Here is a 19,754-nt window from a genome sequence, read left to right on the forward strand (position 1 = left end):
ACCTGGAAGTCAAGCTCTTCATCGCTGATAATACTGCTCTTTTCAAGAGTGGGAATGTAGGTCGGTGCAGGGATAGGGAAATGTTTTAATCTTGTCTTGCTTTTTTATTTGATTTCATTATTTGATTGCTTGTTTTTGTTTGTTTAAGGGTTTTAGGGGTTTATTCTTTATTCTTTATTCTTTATTCTTTATTCTTTATTCTTTATTCTTTATTCCGCCGGTATTGCTTTTTTATTTCTTTTGTTTTTAACTTTTTTGGGTTGGGATTTATTGTTTTATTCAAAGGTTTTTAGGGTTTAAGAAAGCGAGTTTGAAAACAAAATAAATTTGAAATCATAAAATAAAATCTGAAGCGATAAAATAAAACTTAAAGTCATAACATAAGATCTAAAATCCAATTTTTTAGAAAGTTTAATTCTTTGAGAAAAAGAAGGGGAGAGTTATAAGCCTTATAAAAGAGATCAAAAAATTAAGATTGCTAACCACATCAATATTGATTTAGAAAGCCCCAACTCCCCTAAATTCTTAAAGAATTACTCAGAGACTTTTAAATACACCATTGTTTTTATACAAAAATCTTATAGAGCGGTATTTGTTGATAGCGTAACGATAAAATCCATTAAAGCCAAGCTAGGGAAAAACCTATAAAGTGAGCGATAGCCATCACGCAGAGGGTGTGCGCAAAGTAATCTCTAGGTTCAACACCCAAAAACCCCTTTTCATTAGACAGTGTGTTAAAAGCCACTCTCTTTGTCGCTAACGCAGGGTTAGGCGTTTGTGAGTGGTGATATAAGGTTAGTTTTAAACATGCTAAAATTAGCTCATATATAAAATAAATTATCTCATCGCTTTTGAGCGATTTTTAAAAGGAAAAATTTATGGATGAAATTAAAACGCTGTTAGTGGATTTTTTTCCGCAGGCAAAGCATTTTGGGATAATCTTAATCAAGGCGGTCATTGTTTTTTGTATAGGTTTTTATTTTTCGTTTTTCTTACGGAACAAAACCATGAAGCTTTTATCCAAAAAGGATGAGATTTTAGCGAATTTTGTCGCGCAAGTTACTTTTATCTTAATCCTTATCATCACTACAATCATCGCGCTCAGCACTTTAGGCGTGCAAACCACCTCTATTATCACTGTTTTAGGAACGGTGGGGATTGCGGTGGCGTTGGCTTTAAAAGATTACCTTTCAAGCATTGCGGGAGGGATAATCCTTATTATCTTGCACCCTTTCAAAAAAGGAGACATCATTGAAATTTCTGGATTAGAGGGCAAAGTAGAAGCGCTCAATTTTTTTAACACCTCTTTACGCTTGCATGATGGACGCTTGGCGGTTTTGCCCAATAGGAGTGTCGCTAATTCCAATATTATCAATAGTAATAATACGGCGTGTCGGCGCATTGAATGGGTTTGTGGGGTAGGGTATGGGAGCGATATTGAACTAGTTCATAAGACTATAAAAGATGTCATTGATACAATGGAAAAAATTGATAAAAACATGCCCACTTTTATTGGAATCACGGATTTTGGACAAAGTTCATTGAATTTCACTATTAGAGTTTGGGCAAAGATTGAAGACGGGATTTTTAATGTGCGCAGCGAACTCATTGAACGCATCAAAAACGCCCTAGACGCTAACCATATTGAAATCCCTTTCAACAAGCTAGATATTTCTATCAAAGACTCTCCCAACCCATAAAACCCAGATTTTAAAAGAGACCCTATATCAAGCGATTTCAAAAAACCTTTTCATCGGTGCGGATAATTCTAAACGCACCCAGTCTAACTTATTGGATAGCGAAAAAAACCCTATCAATTCCCATTCGTTATCATCTATCCTTGATACTAATCTCAAGGAATATTAGGGAAGCTAAAAAGCAGCTACCTCTCTCAAAATCTCTCTCAAAATCCTAACCAATCTTTATTGGCTCAATTAAATGAGTGTGATAGGAAAAAGTCAGCGTTAAAGTATAGTGCAAGTGATAGAGTGGTTAGCTCTAGCAAATTGTTGCTAAACTATGATTTTTTAGAAAGAATTGAAGGTTTTAAAGTCAGAGCCATTGATGAGATAAGTAAAAAAGAAACCATTAAAAGCCAAGACTATGAGAAGCGGAATTTGAGTAAGAGTTATAGATTGAGTGCGAAACAAAACTTTGAAATCATTAAAATCTCTAACGCTCTATCACAAGGTAAGAGCGTGAGCGTTAACCTTATTACGGGCGTGTTAGAAGACTCATAAAGTCAATGAACGAGAGTTTTTCACTGATGCGCGCGATCCTTTGAAAAAGATTATCAAAGCAAGTGATGACTTGTCTGATAAAATCACTACTGCTATCAATTATTTTGATAGGAAAAATATTATCTGTATTTGATGAGATGTGAAGCCCAATCAAATTAAAAATGCATTGACTCCACAAATCTATAACGGAGCTTATGAACTTATGGGTGGCAAGCATGAAAAACAAAGCCCTTGGTTTTTGCCAAATGAGTTTCTAGCGTTTCATTAACTAGGGGGTGTTTGGGATATTCCCCCTTTAAACGCCTTAAAATCCCCTAAAATCTCTAAAGCACACCCATTAAAATCAAAGCTTCTTAATTTTATTCTAAAAAACAATGAGAACAAACCCAACAAACTGCTTTATTATATCCCCTATAAAAATAGGGGAGAAAAGCAAGACCTCAATCTCTCTGAATCCTTATGGCTGTGGGTGTGGATAGCTCTTCTTCGGTAGGGATTCTTAAAAAATCGCCATTACCCACTTTTCTTGTTGGTTTCACTACAGGCTGAGAAGGCGTAGCGATAGACTCCAAACTCGCCCCATTGCTGTTTCTTTCAGCTCCGGTTGCAATGATGGTAACGCGCACATGATCAAGGGGGATGTTCTCACTGGTGTGTTGGCCAAACTTAACATCAACATCTTGATTGGCTCGTTCTTGAATGGACTCGCAAGCTTGAGAATAAGCATACATAGGATAATCAGGGTGGTGTTCAAAAAAGACAATAATGCTCTTAGCCCCATCAATAGAAGTGTCATCAAGAAGAGGCGATTGGATCGCATTTTCCACCGCTAATCTAGCAGAATCTTCGCCAGTGGCTTCACCAATACCCATTAACGCAAACCCTTTAAAACCAAGAGCGCTTTTTAAATCGGAAAAATCAACATTAATATCCCCAGGTTTAGTGATAATCGTAGAAATACCGCTCACAGCCCTAACTAAGACATCATCAACTTCCTTGTAGCATTCCTTAGTGCTAGCGTTTTTTTTCATCGTTAAAAGAACTTTGTCATTAGGGATAACCAAAATAGAATCGCTAGATTGCTCCAACTCCTTTAATCCCTCTTCGGCTTTCTTGCTTTTTTGAGACCCTTCGTATTTGAAAGGCTTGGTAACGATAGCAATCGTGAGCGCTCCCACTTCTTTTGCGATTTTGACAATAGTGGGGGTGGCTCCAGTCCCAGTCCCTCCTCCAAGCCCTGTAGAGACAATGACTAATTTGGCGTCTTTAATCGCTTCTCTAATTTCATTAGCGCTTTCTTCAGCGGCTTTCCTACCAATATCAGGAACTCCCCCAGCGCCTAAACCTCCAGTAGATTCTTTGCCTAAAAGGATTTTAACCGGAGCGGGATTGTTTTTGAGGTGTTGGCCATCAGTGTTCGTTGCAATGGGGGTAACATCTTGATGCACGCCGTATTCAACCAGGTGTTTAATCATGTTAGACCCCCCGCCTCCAACACCGATGACGACAATCTTAGCCCCTTTATAAGCTGGATCGCTTACTTCTTCAATATCCGCTTGACCGATATTATAATTTTCCATCTCTGATTGATGAACCATAACCACTTTCCCCTTGAGATACGATTTTTGCAAATCTAAACTTTGATAGATAGTTGGGGGATTATACCATGTTTTCTAGCTTTTGATAACTATCAAAGCGTTTTATCGCATAAAGAAACCGCTATGCCTTAAAAGATTTTAGAAATCTTATCAAGGAAACTTTTAAAAAAACCTTTTTGCTCGACGGGTTTTATAGGCAGGAAGTCGTCATTTTTAGCGGTGCTTAAAGGAGCGCTAGGGGCTTTTAAATCGCTCAAATTCCTTTCTGTAGGCGATGAATGGATATGGGGGGTAGGGCTTGATTGATGGGCTGTTCTTGTGTAATCATCGCTTTCATGATAGCGGATAATCCCTTTAGAGTCTCGTTCATAATTGGTATGCCCTCCTGCTTTGTATAAAATCAAGCCAACCACGACCGAAAAGCGAGGGTCTTTCAAATCTTCAAACATGCCCATGATATTGTATTTTTCCATAGGGGTCGCCAAACGCACGGGGTAATTAGTGAAATGGGTTCTGGCTAATTCTTTGATCCCTTTCATTAAAGCCATCCCACCGGTTAAAACAACGCCCCCACCCAAATGCTCTTCTAACCCACTATCCTGAATGCTCCTGTGGATGATTTTAAAAGTTTCTAAAGCCCTTTCCCTCATGATAGTTTGGATTTCACTAAGCGGCACGATATGGTTTTCATGGCCATCCGATCCGGTGGTGGGGATTTGGACATTTTGAGAGGGCGTTTCTTCTTCGCTTCCAAAAGAAAGATCGCCGTATTTGATCTTAAGCTCTTCAGCGTAAGGGAATGGGGTGTTGAGCATGTGCGATAAATCCGTGGTTAAATGGTGAGAGCCTACGGGTAAGTATTTGTTGTAGCGTATGGAATTGCCGCTATAAATCGTAAGGTTGCATGTCTCTCCTCCCATATCCACGCAAGCCACGCCCAATTCCCTTTCGTCATTAGACAAGGTGGCAATCGAGGCTGCATAAGAATTGATCACGATGTTTTCAATCTCCACGCCAGATTGGATCATGATTTTTTCTAAATTTTCAATGTTGTTTTTTTCTGTATAGACAATGTGGATAAAGACTTCCAATCGAGTCCCGCTCATCCCTAAGGGGTCATTCACTTCTTGCTTGTCTAAAGTGAAGCGATAAGGGAGGGCATGCAAAATGTGTTTATCGTTATCTAAACCTGCTTTAGCGCATGCGTTATTGATAGCGCGATTGATTTCATCTATAGTAACCACATTGTCTTTGGTGCTAGCCACACCGGTCACATCTCTAATGCTTTCAGTATAAGCCCCAGAAAAAGAGACAATGGCTTTAGTTTTAGGGTAATACGATTCTCTAAAGGAGGAAATGGGGTTATTCTTGTCTTCATCAGCGTTCAAACCCGCCATTTTTTTAGCGCTATTGATCACTTCTTTAATGGCGCTAGAAGCATGGGCAAGGCTATTGATACGCCCTCTTTTAATGGCCTTTGAATTGATTTCTTTAGAATCTTGATGGGCGGTGCCAATGATACGCAAAATCCCGTCTTTAAATTCAGCCACTATCGCGCAAATCTTTCTAGAGCCTATATCAACCCCTATAACGATTTCTTTATGTTCCATTATTTCCCCTTTATTGAATGTATTTGACTATCTTATAGCGTTTTTTCAATTCTTCCATCAAAGCCTTATCAAAAAAATCCGTTTTAGTGTTATTAACCAGACGCTCCATATACTGGCTTTCTTCGGTGCTAAAGGAGTGGTTGAAATTTTGTTCTGTGATTTGGTAGAGCACCACTTTATCGCCTATAGTAACAAACCCTTTTTTTTCTTGGCGGTTAAAAAGAGTGTTGATAAACTTAGCGCTTTCTTCTTGGTTAAGTTCGCTAATAGTGCCTCCAAAATTAGGGCTTACATAGCCCACGCTTTTGCCTTTAAAATCCTTAAGCTTTTCTTTAGCTAAAGTTTGCAACGCCATAAGGGTTTTTTCTTGAGTCAAACGGGTTTTAAGAGCGCTTTTAGCTCCATCAAAATTTTGCAATTCGTCTTTAGTTTGAGAGATGAGTTGCACCACAATAAAACCATCTTTAAAAGGCTCTGGTTTTAGGATTTCAAGGGGCTTGAGAGCGGTGAGTTTTTGCGTGATTTCAGCAGTATAGGGGGAGTTGTTTTCTTCAAAATCTTGCGTGGTGTAGTTTTGCGCGTTCGCTTTTTTTAGAGCGATATAACTCCTTAAGGCTTTTTCATTCGCTTTTTGCATGCTTAAATCATGTTTGACTTGCTCTTGAACGCTTTTAAAATCCTGTAATTTCCCCTCTTTGTCCAAATAAGACACCTTGTTTTTGTGGTAGTATTCTTCTAACTCTTTCAAATCAGTTTTTTCTAAATTAGCGTCAAAATATAAAGATCGTGTTTTAAAGTTTGTGGGCTTTTTAAAATCCTTTTTATGGGATTCATAATACTTTTTCATTTCTTCTTCATTGAGAGAGATTTTAACATCACTAGGCTTTAGGATAAGAATGTCTAATTTGTCTTGCAATTTCGCCCAAAGCGACAAGCTGGATTGCTCCAAAGGGGTAGTGGTTTTGGGGAATAGAGCGCTGATTTTTTGAACGATTAAAAGCTTTTCAACGCTTTCTTCAAAGTGTTTGGGGCGGTAATGGCTTTGTTTTAAGATATTTTTATACAATTCTTCATCAAAAACGCCATCTTTTTGAAAAACACTCGTTTTTCTGATCTCTTTCGCCACTTCTTGCTTTGTAGTGCCAAGCCCTAAATCCAAAGCAAGATTTCTCAATAAAGCTTGATTGATGAGAATATTGAGAGCGCTTTTTTCTAAATGCATGGCTTTGATTTGCTCTTCAGTGAGTTCTTTAAAATCAGGGATAGACTCAGCATATGCGTCTTTAAGGCGGCGGTATTCTTGGGCTAATTCTTCTTGAGAAATCTTAATTTGTCCCACTTTGGCAGCGCTACTACTATCTAAAGAAAAGCTGTATTGCCCCCAGCCTATCATTCCGGCAGCAATAAAAGCGATCGTGCTTATCCATATTGTAACCACTAAATACTTTCTATGATTTTGCATCCATTCAATCATAAGAACTCTAATCCCTTTTTAAAAACACGAAATTTAGGTTTAAACAACCTTATAGTAAAATCAAATAACCTTATTTTAACCAAAGGTTATTAAAATTATCCTTATTATAGAGAGTTTTTAACATGAATTTTCAAGAAAATTTAGCCGCTTTGGATTTGGAGTATCTTTGGCACCCTTGCTCGCAAATGCAAGAGCATCAAAATTTCCCCATTATCCCCATTAAAAAGGCTCAAGGGATTTATCTCTATGATTTCAATGATAACGCTTACATGGATTTAATCAGCTCATGGTGGGTGAATCTTTTTGGGCATAATAACGCCTACATCAGCCAACAGCTCAAAAATCAAATTGATGGTTTAGAGCATGTCCTTTTGGCTTCTTTTAGCCATAAGCCCATCATCACGCTCTCTCAAAGGCTTTGCCAGCTCACCGGTATGGACAAATGCTTTTATGCGGATAACGGCTCATCTTGCATTGAAATCGCTTTGAAAATGAGCTATCATGCCCATTTTTTAAAAAACCAAACGCGCCGCAAAAAGCTTTTTTTATCGCTTTCTAATTCCTATCATGGCGAGACTTTGGGAGCGTTAAGCGTGGGCGATGTGAAACTTTATAAAGACACTTATACCCCCTTATTGCTTAAGAATCTCATCACGCCTGTGCCTAAAAACGACAATGAAATAGAAAATAGTTTGAACGCTTTAAAGCGTTTGTTAGATAAACATCATGAAGAAATTTGCGCCTTTATTGTAGAGCCTCTTTTGCAATGTGCAGGGAATATGCATATTTATAGCACAAAATATTTAAAACAAGCCGTTTTATTGTGCAAGCAAAAAAACATCCACATTATTTTTGATGAAATCGCTACCGGGTTTGGGCGCACAGGGAGCATGTTTGCTTATGAGCAATGTGGGATCGAGCCTGATTTTTTATGCTTGTCTAAAGGGATTAGTGGGGGGTATTTGCCTTTAAGCGCGCTATTAACCCGCAATGAAATTTATAACCGATTTTACGCCCCCTATGAAGACAATAAAGCGTTTTTGCATTCGCACAGCTACACAGGAAACGCCTTAGCTTGTGCATGCGCAAACGCCACGCTAGATATTTTTGAAAAAGAAAATGTCATTGAAAAAAACAAGGCTTTAAGCGAGTTTATTTTTAATACGCTCCAAAACGCGTTAAAACCCTTGATAGAGCAACAAGTGGTGTCTCATTTAAGGCGTTTGGGCATGGTCTTTGCCTTTGAAGTCTTTCTTCAAACTAAAGAGCGTTTGAGTTTGGCGGTTTTTAAAAAAGCTCTAACCAAAGGCCTGTTATTACGCCCTTTAAACAACACCATTTACCTCATGCCTCCTTATATCATCACGCATGAAGAAATCACAAAGGCGGTTGCGGGGTTAGTGGAAGTGATTGATGAGTTAAAAAAAGGCTGAAAAAGCGCTTTTAAAAAATAAAATGTAAAAAAGCTTGATTTTAATCAAGCGATCACTTCTTTTCTGTCTATTTGATTTTAAAATCAAGCTTTTAACTTGATATAAAACCTATTCAATAAAACCTATTCAATGATTTTAGGCACAACGAAATAATGATCCTGGCTGTGTTTGTTTTGGCTTAAAATCTCTTTGGCGATGTTAGGTTGGCTTTTAGGCTCGTCTTCTCTTAAGGGGGTGCATAGTTCTGTATCTGTTTTTAGCGTGCTAGTTTCTAAAGCGAAAATGTTTTCTACAAAGCCTAAAACCTCCGCTAAATGGCCTTTAACGCTCTTTTTATGCTCGTCTTTAATCTCTAACATGCTCAATTTTTCTAAGCGTTGCAATAGTTTATCATCAATTTGCATTCTTTTCCTTTAGTTTAAAATAGGGGTTCGTCCATCGTTGCTGGGGCTTTGATGCCCATGAGTTTTAACACGCTGCTAGCGATATTGTTCAAGGCTCCGTTTTTTATGGATTTGATTCCATTCCCTAAAACAAAACAATACACGCTCCCAGCGGTGTGGTTGGTTAAGGGGTTTTGGTTTTCATCTTTCATGCGCTCGCAATTCCCATGATCGCTTGTTAAAAGCATGGCGTAATCCAATTCTTTAGCCAGTGAAAGGATTTCCCCTAAGCATGCATCCACTGCTTCTACCGCCTTAATACTCGCTTCAAAATTCCCCGTATGCCCCACCATATCGCCATTAGCAAAATTCACAATGATCAAATCCGTGCCTAGTTTCATTTGCTCTAACACCGCAAGGGTTACTTCTTTAGCGCTCATTTCAGGCTTTAAATCATAAGTGGTTACTTTTGGGCTTTGGATAAGCACCCGGTTTTCATTTTTAAAAGGCGTCTCCACTCCGCCATTGATGAAAAAGGTTACATGCGCGTATTTTTCAGTCTCAGCGATATGGCTTTGGGTCAGGTTGTGTTGAGAGACCACTTCAGCGAGCGTGTTTTGAACGCTTTCTTTGGGGAATAAAACAGGGTAGGGGAAAGTGTTATCATAAGGCGTCATGGTAGCGATATGGAGTTTTGTAAAAGCTTGGCGCTCAAAGCCGCTAAATTCCTTTTGACCTAAAGCGCTCACAATCTCTCTAGCCCTATCGTTCCTGAAATTGATAAAAATAAAGCTTTCATCATCTTGCATGCCGCAATAATTTTTAAAGCAAGCGGGCTTAATAAATTCATCGGTGATATTTTTATCGTATTGGTTTTGGATATACTCGCTAGGGCTTAAGGGCGTGGGGTCAGTAAGCCCCATTAGGCTATTATAAGCGAGTTCAATCCTTTCAAAGCGCTTGTCTCTATCCATCGCATAAAAACGGCCGCTCATCGTAGCGATTTGAATGTTTTCATTGCAGATATTTTGCATTTGTTTTAAATAAGTTAAAGCGCTTTTAGGAGCGACATCGCGCCCATCGGTGATTAAATGCAGACAGACCTTTTTACGGGATTTTTCACACTCTAAAGCCAGAGCGATAAAATGCTCAATGTGTGAATGCACGCCTCCATCGCTCATCAAACCCATAACATGCACCACATGGCTTTTTTGGATCGTGTTTAAAAAAGCAGGGTTGTTTTTTAATCCATCGTTTTGAATACTTAAAGAAATTTTGACTAAATCTTGATAGAGCACCCGACCAGCCCCTATGCACATATGCCCCACTTCAGAATTTCCCATTTGCCCTTCAGGTAAGCCCACGCTCAAGCCATGCGTGTCAATCAGGCTATAAGGCAAGGTTTTAAACATCAAGTCATAAGTGGGTTTTTTAGCATGAAAGAATGCGTTATGATCGCTATCTTTATGATACCCAATGCCATCAGTGATAATCAAAAGAGTTTTTTGCGCCATTTTTCAGACTTTTAAAGCTCTTGCATGAGAGTGATGCGGTTAGCTAAAATCGCATTCCTTTGCCCTGGGGAGCAATTTTTGCACACTTCTTGTTTTTTGGAATTTTTGGAAGCGGTTTTGGTGTTATTTTTAATATTATTTTTGGGGGAGCGTTTTGGACTGGCTTTAGTTAGTTTTTCTGGGCTTTTTTTAGCGGGTGCAAAATCAGCGCTATTATTTTGAGCCAAATACATGGGTTTATCTTTTGCTTTTTTTGGATTGTTGGTTATTTGCTCGCTAGTTGCCTCTTTCATTTCTTGGGATTTTTGTGTTTGAGATTTTTCTACTTGAGTTTCCTCTACTTGAGTTTCCTCTATTTGAGTTTTTTTGGCGGCTAAAGTTTGAGGCATGGCGTTGCCGACAGGGTCTAAATCCAGGTTGCCATTAGCGCTTTTTTGCAATTCTTGGTCATTGCTAGACTGCGAATCAAAGATTTTAGATTCTTTCAAACGCCTGATCCTATCTTGTATGTCTTCGTAATATTTTTCAGCATCAGCGTTAGATTTTTCATTCCTTTCCCAACGACTGCCCTTATTGTAAGATTTGATCATGTCTTTTAGATTGTCGTGGTAGCGCGTTTTCCAATACATTAACTCTTTTAAAGCCACTTGAGAAGCGAACGCATCGTCTTTAATGAGCAATTCCCCCATCACGTTACGCAAAAAAGGGCTATCGTTATGCCCATAGCTTTTTAGAACGCTAGGGATATAAGAATGATACACGCCAGCGCTCGGATCCGAAAAATTGATTTTATAAACCCCTGCGCATGACTCTTTCCATGCAATGCCTGCCATTTCATAGCCTAAATTTTCTTTAGAGCCGAATTGATAGGCGGCTTTTAAAACTTCTTTTTGCTTAGCGTTAAAGTCTTTAAGGTTGTCGCAATTGGTCATCATGACTTTAGTAACGGGCGATTTGGGCTTGTTTTTAACCCCCTTAGCGGGCTTAGGCTCTGTTTTAGCGGGGCTTTCTGCTGCAACTAAGCTTAAAGATGCTTTTAAGGCTGTGCCTAGAAATAAGGCTTTAAAGATGGTGTGAGTGAGTGGGGTTAAATGTTTCAAAACGCCTACCTTTTGTATTAAGAAATAAACTAAACTGAGTGTAAATTCAAGTATAATTCTAACACAATTTAGCTGACTTAAAGAGTGATTTTGTTTTTTAGGGAGAATTGAGATTTTGCATTCAGATGAATTATTAGTAGAGATTTTAGTTGAAGAATTGCCTGCGCAAGCGTTATTGAATGAATATAAACAAATGCCTGAAAAACTCCACGCTCTTTTTCAAAAGCGCGCTTTAGAAGTGGGAAATATAGAGATTTTTTACACCCCTAGGCGCTTGTGTTTGTTTATTAAAGACTTTCCCCTTTTAACCCAAGAAACTAAAGAGGAATTTTTTGGGCCTCCGGTTAAAATCGCATGCAATCATCAAGATAAAACGCAAGGGTTGAACGCGCTAGGTTTAGGGTTTTATCAAAAATTAGGACTAAAGGATCACCAGCATTTCCAAACCGCTCTTAAAAACAATAAAGAGGTGCTTTATCACGCTAAAATCCATGAAAAAGAGCCTACAAAAGACTTGATCATGCCCATTGTGTTAGAGTTTTTAGAGGGTTTGAATTTCGGGAAGTCTATGCGTTGGGGCAATGTGGAAAAAAGCTTTATCAGACCCATTCATAATATTTGCGTGTTGTTTAATGGGGAAAATTTTAACGGTATTGAAGTCAAAGAGTATGGTTTTAAAACCAGGCAAGCCACAAAAGCGCACCGACAAGAGGGTTTTGATTTTATTGAAGTGGATAGCCCTAAAGCGTATTTTGAAGTTTTAGAAAAAAACCATGTCATTTTAGACCCTAAAAAGCGCGAAGCGAAAATCTTGCAAGAAATTAAAGAGCTAGAAACAAAGCATGACATTATCGTAGAAATGGATAGGGATTTATTAGATGAGGTTGTAGCGATCACGGAATACCCCAGTGCACTTTTTGGGGAGTTTGACAAGGCGTTTTTAAAATTACCCAATGAAATTATTATCACTTCCATGAAAGAAAACCAACGCTATTTTGCAGCCTTTAGTCAAAAAAGTCAAGAAGAAAGCCCAACATTACACAACGGCTTTATCGTGGTGAGTAACGCTACCAATAAAGACAAGCAAAAAATCATTTTAGGCAACCAAAAGGTTTTAAAAGCCCGCTTGAGCGATGCGGTTTTCTTTTATGAAAACGATCTTAAAAAGCCCCTAGATAACGCCCCTTTAGAGAGCGTGGTTTTTGTGCAAGGTTTAGGGACTTTAAAGGACAAAATGGAGCGCGAATCAATCATCGCCCAATATTTGACTCAAAAATACGCTTTATCATTAAATATGCCTTTAGAAAAAGCCCTTGAATTGGTTAGCCGAGCCGTTAAAATCGCTAAGGCGGATTTACTCAGTGAAGTGGTGTATGAATTTAGCGAGCTTCAAGGGATCATGGGCTATTACTACGCTTTGAAACAAAATGAAAACGAATTGGTCGCCTTGAGTGTGAAAGAGCAGTATTTGCCCGCAAGCGAAAACGCCCCCTTGCCCTCTAGCGTTTTTAGCTCGATCGTGGCTTTGAGCTTGAAATTAGACAGCTTATTTTCTCTTTTTAGTGCAGGTAAAATCCCTAGCGGATCTAAAGATCCTTTTGCTTTAAGGCGCTTGAGTTTTGGATTATTGAAAATCATTGCGCATTATGGGTTAGAATTTGATCTGAAAGCGGATTTAAAAAACCTCTTTGAAAAAGTGGCCGTTTATCAAAGCTTTGATTTAGAAATTTTAGAAAAGTTTTTACTAGAACGCTTTAATAATTTAATAGATTGTAACCCCTCTATTATAAGAAGCGTGTTAAACACCAACGAGCGAGACATTGTTACAATCATCCAGAAAGTCAAAGCCTTAAAACGCTTTTTAGATGAACCCAAGAACGCCCCAAAAAAAGAGTTGCTTTTTAGCGCTTTCAAACGCTTAGCCAATATTAATAAAGACAGAAACCCTAACGAATCAAGCGAGTTTTCCACGAGTCTTTTCAAAGAACCAGAAGAGCATGCCCTTTTTGAAGCGTTCAACGCGATCAAAACAAGCGCTTTTGAGAGTTTGGATAGCAAAATAGAGGCTTATTTTGGTTTGCATGCGCCCTTAGAAGAGTATTTTAAAAGCGTGCTAGTCATGGATAAAGACATAGAAATCCAAAAAAATCGTAAAAATTTCTTATGGGGCGTGTATCAAAGTTTCTTAGAAATTGGGGATATTAAAGAAATTGCGATTTAATTCTTTCAAACACAAAGTCCGGCGTTTTTGTTTGGGGGTAACTTTTTTAATAAGCATGTTTAGTGCGGGTGTGCTTAGCGCGAAAATCTTTACCCTACAAGAATTTTTTAAAGAAGTGGAAACCAACTCAATGGAGTTGATCGGTAAAAAAGCCGATTTTAAAAGCCGTTTGAATGAGCAACGCTCCGTGAATGCTTGGGATTTCCCTTTCATTGAGAATGAAACCTCTATGGTGAAAAACTTCCAAGGCATTATAGAAGCGCAACCCAGAACCCTTTTAATGGTAAGGCCCAAGCTCCCATGGGTGAGCTCGCTTTTATCCAAAAGCCTTTCTATTAAAACCATTCAATACGATAAAAGCTATCAATTGAATAAAAATCTCGCTTTTATTGGCGCTAAACGCCTTTATTTGACTTATGTGATGACTAAAGAAAAGTATCAGGTGTATGCGCAACGAGAAGCGAACTTTTATTCGCAGCTCAAAATCGCTAAAGAAAAAGTCAAAGCCGGTAGCATGAGCGAAAAGGACTATATTAACTTCAATAACTCTTATTTGGAATCCAAACTCGCTAAAACCAATGTGGAAACCAAACTCATAGATTTAGAAAAAATGTTAGACACGATGCTAGCGATTGTGGAGCCGGTCAAAGAGGGGGCGCATTTTGACACTTATTTAGATCATTTGCATGATGTCAAGGTGATCGGTTTGGATTTTGAGTATGTGCATTTAGAACCTGAAGCCTTAAAGTTCAAATTGGATCGCTCGTTGTATGTGGATATTTTGGATCTAACGGCTAAAGATTATCAAGTGAATGCGAAATTGGCTAATAGAGATGTGTTTAATGAATTTGAGTTCGGGATTGGCTCTGAAAGCTATAACTCTTCCACTAACCTTTCTATAGAAGTGCGTATCCCTTTACCGGTAACGCCTAAAAATATCTATCAAAAGCGTAAATTCTTGGATTTGCAAAGCGGGACGCTCGCGCAAAATGAAGTGATGAAACGAAACATTAGGATCAACGCCAATTCCTACTTAAACCAGCTCAAAACCAAAGAAGCATACATTGAAACCCAAAAAGAAGCCATTGCCAATAAGAAGCGTTTGATGGAAATGGGGCGCATCGCTTATGAAGCCCAAAAAATCGGGCTTTTTGAATACTTGATTTATCAAAATTCTTACATGGACGCCCTCATCACTCTAGCGGAAGCGAAGATTGAATACATTGATATTAGTGCGCTTTTAGAAGAGACTTTAGGGGAGAGCTTGACCAGATTAGGAGAATTGCATTGAATCGGGCGTTATGGTGGCTTATGTTAATGGGCGTTTTGGGTGTTTTTTTGGAAGCTAAAGAGTATCCAGAAATTGTTTTAGAAGAAAAAAACTTGCAACCCATGGGGTTAAAGGTGATTAAATTAGATAAAGAGATTTTCAGTAAAGGGCTTCCTTTTAACGCTTATATTGATTTTGATAGTAAAAGTTCTGTGGTGCAGAGTTTGAGTTTTGATGCGTCTGTGGTTGCGGTTTATAAAAGAGAGGGCGAGCAGGTGAAGGCTGGAGATGCGATCTGTGAAGTGAGCTCCATTGATTTGAGCAATTTGTATTTTGAATTACAAAACAACCAAAATAAATTAAAAATCGCTAAAGATATTACTAAAAAAGATTTAGAGCTTTATAGGGCTGGGGTGATCCCTAAAAGAGAATATCAAACGAGCTTTCTAACCAGTGAAGAAATGGGTTTGAAAGTGGAGCAATTAGAATCCACTTTTAAAAGCTTTGGCGTGGATCCCAAAAACCCTAAAGGGCAGTATGGTTTTAGGATTGTGGCTAGAGATGGCGGTCTTTTAGCGTTAGCGCCTAAAAATGTGGGCGAGAAGATTCTGGCTTTCACTAGCTATGTGCGTATTTCAAAAAGCGATGATTTGATCGCTCAAATCAAATTGCCTGTAGGCGTTTCTAAAACCATTAAAAGAGATTCGCCGGTCTATAATGAAGAGGGGGAAAAAATCGGGAAGATCCAAAGCGTTTCGGTGGTGTTAGACAAAGGCTCTAACACGATTTTAGCCACCGCTTTATTAGATGAGGGCAATTACCATGTGGGGGAAATGGTAGAAATGTATATTCAAGGCTCTCAACCTAAAGACTCGGTGTTAATCCCTTCAAAGGCTTTAATAAGGAACGGAAAGGATTACCTGGTGTTTGTGAGGACGCCTAAAGGTTTTAGGCCTGTGGTGGTTCAAGTTTTAGAAGAGCGCAGCAAGATTTTTATCGTGAACGCTCAAAATTTACACCCTAATGACAGCGTGGCAGTGGGGTCATTGATAGGGTTAAAAGGCATGATCAACAATTTAGGAGAAGAATAATGCTCGCTTCCATTATTGAATTTTCCTTACGCCAGCGAGTGATCGTGATTGTTGGCGCGATTCTTATTTTATTTTTTGGGACTTATAGTTTTATCAACACTCCAGTGGACGCTTTTCCGGATATTTCGCCCACTCAAGTTAAAATCATTTTAAAACTCCCTGGCTCTAGCCCTGAAGAAATGGAAAACAACATCGTGCGCCCTTTAGAATTGGAGCTTTTAGGCTTAAAAGGGCAAAAATCTTTAAGAAGTATTTCAAAATATTCTATTTCAGACATTACGATAGATTTTGATGACAGCGTGGATATTTATTTAGCGAGAAACATTGTTAATGAACGCTTGAGCAGCGTGATGAAGGATTTGCCCGTGGGGGTTGAAGGGGGCATGGCGCCCATTGTTACACCGCTATCGGACATCTTTATGTTCACCATTGATGGCAATATCACTGAAATAGAAAAACGACAGCTCTTAGACTTTGTGATCCGCCCGCAATTAAGAATGATTAGCGGCGTGGCGGATGTCAATTCCATTGGAGGCTTTAGCAGGGCGTTTGTGATCGTGCCGGATTTTAATGACATGGCAAGGCTTGGGGTGAGTATTTCTGATTTAGAAGCGGCTGTAAGAGTGAATTTAAGAAACAGCGGAGCGGGGCGCGTGGATAGAGATGGCGAAACCTTTCTAGTCAAAATCCAAACCGCTTCTTTGAGTTTGGAAGACATTGGCAAAATCACCGTTTCCACGAATTTAGGGCATTTGCACATTAAGGATTTTGCGAAAGTCATCAGCCAGTCTCGCACCCGCTTGGGGTTTGTTACTAAAGATGGCGTGGGCGAAACCACAGAAGGATTAGTGCTTTCTTTAAAAGACGCTAACACCAAAGAAATCATCACTCAAGTGTATCAAAAATTAGAGGAATTAAAACCCCTTTTACCGAGCGGCGTTTCCATTAATGTTTTTTATGATCGATCTGAATTCACGCAAAAAGCCATTGCCACCGTTTCTAAAACGCTCATTGAAGCCGTTGTTTTAATCATCATCACGCTCTTTTTATTTTTAGGGAATTTGAGGGCGAGCGTGGCTGTGGGGGTGATTTTACCTTTAAGCTTGTCCGTGGCATTTATTTTTATCAAGTTTAGCGATTTGACTTTAAATTTGATGAGTTTGGGGGGGTTGATTATCGCTATAGGGATGCTCATTGATTCAGCCGTGGTGGTGGTGGAAAACGCTTTTGAAAAATTGAGCGCTAACACTAAAACCACTAAACTCCATGCGATCTATCGCTCATGCAAAGAAATCGCTGTTTCAGTGGTGAGCGGGGTGGTAATTATCATTGTGTTTTTTGTGCCGATTTTGACCTTACAGGGTTTAGAGGGCAAGATGTTTAGGCCTTTAGCGCAAAGCATTGTGTATGCGCTTTTAGGCACTTTAGTTTTATCCATCACTATCATTCCTGTAGTGAGCTCTCTTGTCTTAAAAGCCACGCCCCATAGCGAAACCTTTTTAACGAGGTTTTTAAACAGAATCTACGCCCCTTTATTGGAATTTTTTGTGCGTAACCCTAAAAAAGTGATTTTAGGAGCGTTTGTTTTTTTAATCGCAAGCCTTTCTTTATTCCCTTTTGTGGGGAAGAATTTCATGCCCGCTTTAGATGAGGGCGATGTGGTTTTGAGCGTGGAAACCACCCCTTCTATTTCTTTAGATCAATCTAAAGATCTCATGTTAAATATTGAGAGCGCGATTAAAAAGCATGTCAAGGAAGTTAAAAGCATTGTCGCGCGCACAGGGAGCGATGAATTGGGGCTGGATTTGGGGGGATTGAATCAAACCGATACTTTTATTTCTTTCATCCCTAAAAAAGAATGGAGCGTGAAGAATAAAGATGAATTGTTAGAAAAGATCATGGATTCTTTAAAAGACTTTAAGGGGATTGACTTTTCTTTCACCCAACCCATTGAAATGAGAATTTCTGAAATGCTTACAGGGGTTAGGGGGGATTTAGCGGTTAAGATTTTTGGAGATGATATTAGCGAATTGAATAAATTGAGTTTTCAAATCGCGCAAGTTTTAAAAGGGATTAAAGGCTCTAGTGAGGTTTTAACCACGCTCAATGAGGGCGTGAATTATTTGTATGTAACCCCTAATAAAGAAGCGATGGCGAATGTGGGGATCACTAGCGATGAATTTTCCAAGTTTTTAAAATCCGCTTTAGAGGGTTTGATCGTGGATGTGATCCCTACAGGGATTTCACGAACCCCGGTGATGATCCGCCAAGAGATCGATTTTGCAAGCTCTATCACTAAAATCAAAAGTTTAGCCTTGACTTCCAAATATGGGGTTTTAGTGCCTATCACTTCTATCGCTAAGATTGAAGAAGTGGATGGCCCTGTTTCTATCGTGCGTGAAAATTCAATGCGCATGAGCGTGGTGCGCAGTAATGTGGTGGGGCGCGATTTGAACTCTTTTGTAGAAGAGGCTAAAAAAGTGATCGCTCAAAACATCAAACTCCCTCCTAGCTACTATATCACTTATGGGGGGCAGTTTGAAAACCAGCAACGGGCCAATAAAAGGCTTTCCACCGTTATCCCTTTAAGCATCTTAGCGATTTTTTTCATTCTTTTTTTCACTTTTAAAAGCATTCCTTTAGCTTTGCTCATTCTTTTGAATATCCCTTTTGCGGTTACTGGAGGGCTTATTGCGTTGTTTGCGGTAGGGGAGTATATTTCAGTGCCAGCGAGCGTGGGCTTTATCGCTCTTTTTGGGATTGCGGTTTTAAACGGCGTGGTGATGATAGGCTATTTTAAAGAGCTTCTCTTGCAAGGAAAAAGCGTAGAAGAATGCGTTTTATTGGGCGCTAAAAGGCGTTTGAGGCCGGTTTTAATGACCGCTTGCATTGCCGGTTTGGGTTTGATACCTTTATTATTTTCTCATAGCGTGGGATCAGAAGTCCAAAAACCTTTAGCGATCGTGGTGCTTGGGGGCTTAGTTACCTCAAGCGCTCTAACCTTACTCTTATTGCCGCCCATGTTCATGCTCATTGCTAAAAAGATTAAAATCAATTAAGGGATTTTACATGCTGGCTTTAGAAATTTATATTGATATTTGTTTGAAAGACGCTTTAATAGATTATTTATTTGAAAAAGGCTTTGATGATTTTTTTTATGTGGAGTGCTATAAATACGCCGCTTCTTCGCTGCTTTTAAGCCAAAAAGAGCAGGTGAGCGGGCGTAAAGACTACGCTAAATTCAAGCTTTTTTTAAGCGATGAAGTGGCTTTATCTCTAGCCCAAGCTTTAAAAAACCAGTTCGCTTCTAAAGAAATGAAATTGTTTTATTCTCAAACGCATGGGTTGTAAAACGCATGGGTTATCAAACGAAATTCTAAGTAAAAACATGCTATAACACAAACCAATAAAGGAGTTAAAATGTATGCTGTAACTTTTGATCTTGACACCAATTGCTTGAATGAAAACGCAGTGAATCTGTCAAAAGTTTATTCTGATATTGCTAAATTCATGGAACAACATGGCTTTAAATGGCAACAAGGTAGCGTGTATTTTGGCGATGAGACCATCAACGCTGTTACTTGCGTCGCTACGGTGCAAATTTTAGCCAAGCAAATACCAAGTTTTGCGGTTTGTGTTAAAGATGTGAGAATGTTAAAAATAGAAGAAAACAACGATTTAATGCCGGCTATCAAGATTGTTTTATGAAATCAAGTATAATACCCACCATTAAATGGTGCTAGGAGTTTGTAATGACTATTATTCTTAAAAATCCGCTTTCTCTCTCTCTCTCTCTAGTCAGCCGTTTTATCTTTTCACC

Annotated in this window: 16 protein-coding genes and 1 pseudogene; 10 read left to right on the forward strand and 7 right to left on the reverse strand. The window is 39.0% G+C overall.

Annotation, left to right across the window (positions count from 1 at the left end):
• Nucleotides 1-558: 558 nt before the first annotated feature.
• Nucleotides 559-760, forward strand: a pseudogene (locus EAL87_RS08240) (hypothetical protein).
• Nucleotides 761-878: 118 nt separating this feature from the next.
• On the forward strand, nt 879-1,700 hold the full coding sequence (gene mscS, locus EAL87_RS05300; protein WP_120913495.1) for a small-conductance mechanosensitive channel MscS: 822 nt from the start codon (nt 879-881) through the stop codon (nt 1,698-1,700).
• Between the two features lie 27 nt (nt 1,701-1,727).
• On the opposite strand, the gene EAL87_RS08360 is transcribed toward mscS, so the two are convergent.
• On the reverse strand, nt 1,728-1,856 hold the full coding sequence (locus EAL87_RS08360; protein WP_276205129.1) for a hypothetical protein: 129 nt from the start codon (nt 1,854-1,856) through the stop codon (nt 1,728-1,730).
• Between the two features lie 153 nt (nt 1,857-2,009).
• On the opposite strand from EAL87_RS08360, the gene EAL87_RS08145 reads away from it, so the two are divergent.
• Complete coding sequence (locus EAL87_RS08145; RefSeq protein ID WP_240444240.1) at nt 2,010-2,240, forward strand: hypothetical protein; 231 nt, start codon at nt 2,010-2,012, stop codon at nt 2,238-2,240.
• A 440-nt stretch (nt 2,241-2,680) separates the two neighbouring features.
• Here EAL87_RS08145 and ftsZ read toward each other — a convergent pair whose 3' ends face one another.
• The 3 genes from ftsZ to EAL87_RS05320 all read right to left on the reverse strand — a co-directional run bounded on the left by ftsZ (nt 2,681) and on the right by EAL87_RS05320 (nt 6,922).
• Nucleotides 2,681-3,838 (reverse strand): cell division protein FtsZ, encoded by a 1,158-nt coding sequence (ftsZ, locus tag EAL87_RS05310; protein WP_120913499.1) that lies wholly within the window; start codon nt 3,836-3,838, stop codon nt 2,681-2,683.
• A gap of 128 nt (nt 3,839-3,966) precedes the next feature.
• Complete coding sequence (gene ftsA, locus EAL87_RS05315; protein WP_120913501.1) at nt 3,967-5,448, reverse strand: cell division protein FtsA; 1,482 nt, start codon at nt 5,446-5,448, stop codon at nt 3,967-3,969.
• Nucleotides 5,449-5,458: 10 nt separating this feature from the next.
• Nucleotides 5,459-6,922 carry a peptidylprolyl isomerase gene (locus EAL87_RS05320; protein WP_120913503.1) on the reverse strand — a complete coding sequence of 488 codons (1,464 nt, stop codon included), beginning with the start codon at nt 6,920-6,922 and terminating at the stop codon, nt 5,459-5,461.
• 122 nt (nt 6,923-7,044) lie between these two features.
• Here EAL87_RS05320 and EAL87_RS05325 point away from each other — a divergent pair, with 122 nt between their 5' ends.
• Nucleotides 7,045-8,355 (forward strand): adenosylmethionine--8-amino-7-oxononanoate transaminase, encoded by a 1,311-nt coding sequence (locus EAL87_RS05325; RefSeq protein ID WP_120913505.1) that lies wholly within the window; start codon nt 7,045-7,047, stop codon nt 8,353-8,355.
• Nucleotides 8,356-8,477: 122 nt separating this feature from the next.
• On the opposite strand, the gene gatC is transcribed toward EAL87_RS05325, so the two are convergent.
• The 3 genes from gatC to EAL87_RS05340 are packed head-to-tail and all read right to left on the reverse strand — an operon-like array spanning nt 8,478 to nt 11,352.
• Nucleotides 8,478-8,759 (reverse strand): Asp-tRNA(Asn)/Glu-tRNA(Gln) amidotransferase subunit GatC, encoded by a 282-nt coding sequence (gene gatC / locus EAL87_RS05330; protein ID WP_120913507.1) that lies wholly within the window; start codon nt 8,757-8,759, stop codon nt 8,478-8,480.
• Nucleotides 8,760-8,773: 14 nt separating this feature from the next.
• Complete coding sequence (gene gpmI, locus EAL87_RS05335) at nt 8,774-10,252, reverse strand: 2,3-bisphosphoglycerate-independent phosphoglycerate mutase (RefSeq protein ID WP_120913509.1); 1,479 nt, start codon at nt 10,250-10,252, stop codon at nt 8,774-8,776.
• Between the two features lie 11 nt (nt 10,253-10,263).
• Nucleotides 10,264-11,352, reverse strand: coding sequence for a hypothetical protein (locus EAL87_RS05340; RefSeq protein WP_120913511.1), 1,089 nt, complete (start codon nt 11,350-11,352; stop codon nt 10,264-10,266).
• 115 nt (nt 11,353-11,467) lie between these two features.
• Here EAL87_RS05340 and glyS point away from each other — a divergent pair, with 115 nt between their 5' ends.
• From glyS to EAL87_RS05370, 6 genes are all read left to right on the forward strand, one after another.
• The gene (gene glyS / locus EAL87_RS05345) at nt 11,468-13,573 is read left to right on the forward strand and encodes a glycine--tRNA ligase subunit beta (RefSeq protein WP_120913513.1); all 2,106 of its coding nucleotides are present in this window, start codon (nt 11,468-11,470) and stop codon (nt 13,571-13,573) included.
• Nucleotides 13,563-14,864, forward strand: coding sequence for a TolC family protein (locus EAL87_RS05350; RefSeq protein WP_162972634.1), 1,302 nt, complete (start codon nt 13,563-13,565; stop codon nt 14,862-14,864). Before glyS ends, EAL87_RS05350 begins: the two co-directional genes overlap by 11 nt.
• 20 nt (nt 14,865-14,884) lie before the next feature.
• Nucleotides 14,885-15,934 (forward strand): efflux RND transporter periplasmic adaptor subunit, encoded by a 1,050-nt coding sequence (locus EAL87_RS05355; protein WP_162972648.1) that lies wholly within the window; start codon nt 14,885-14,887, stop codon nt 15,932-15,934.
• The gene (locus tag EAL87_RS05360; protein WP_162972637.1) at nt 15,934-18,993 is read left to right on the forward strand and encodes an efflux RND transporter permease subunit; all 3,060 of its coding nucleotides are present in this window, start codon (nt 15,934-15,936) and stop codon (nt 18,991-18,993) included. The genes EAL87_RS05355 and EAL87_RS05360 overlap by 1 nt, the downstream gene beginning before the upstream one ends.
• A gap of 10 nt (nt 18,994-19,003) precedes the next feature.
• Nucleotides 19,004-19,285, forward strand: a complete 282-nt coding sequence (locus tag EAL87_RS05365) for a DUF3240 family protein (protein ID WP_000880319.1) — start codon at nt 19,004-19,006, stop codon at nt 19,283-19,285.
• 69 nt (nt 19,286-19,354) lie between these two features.
• Complete coding sequence (locus EAL87_RS05370) at nt 19,355-19,642, forward strand: virulence factor (RefSeq protein ID WP_000271452.1); 288 nt, start codon at nt 19,355-19,357, stop codon at nt 19,640-19,642.
• Nucleotides 19,643-19,754 lie beyond the last annotated feature (112 nt).

Source organism: Helicobacter pylori (assembly GCF_003636935.1).
In the GTDB taxonomy this organism is placed as follows: Bacteria; Campylobacterota; Campylobacteria; order Campylobacterales; family Helicobacteraceae; genus Helicobacter; species Helicobacter pylori_CH.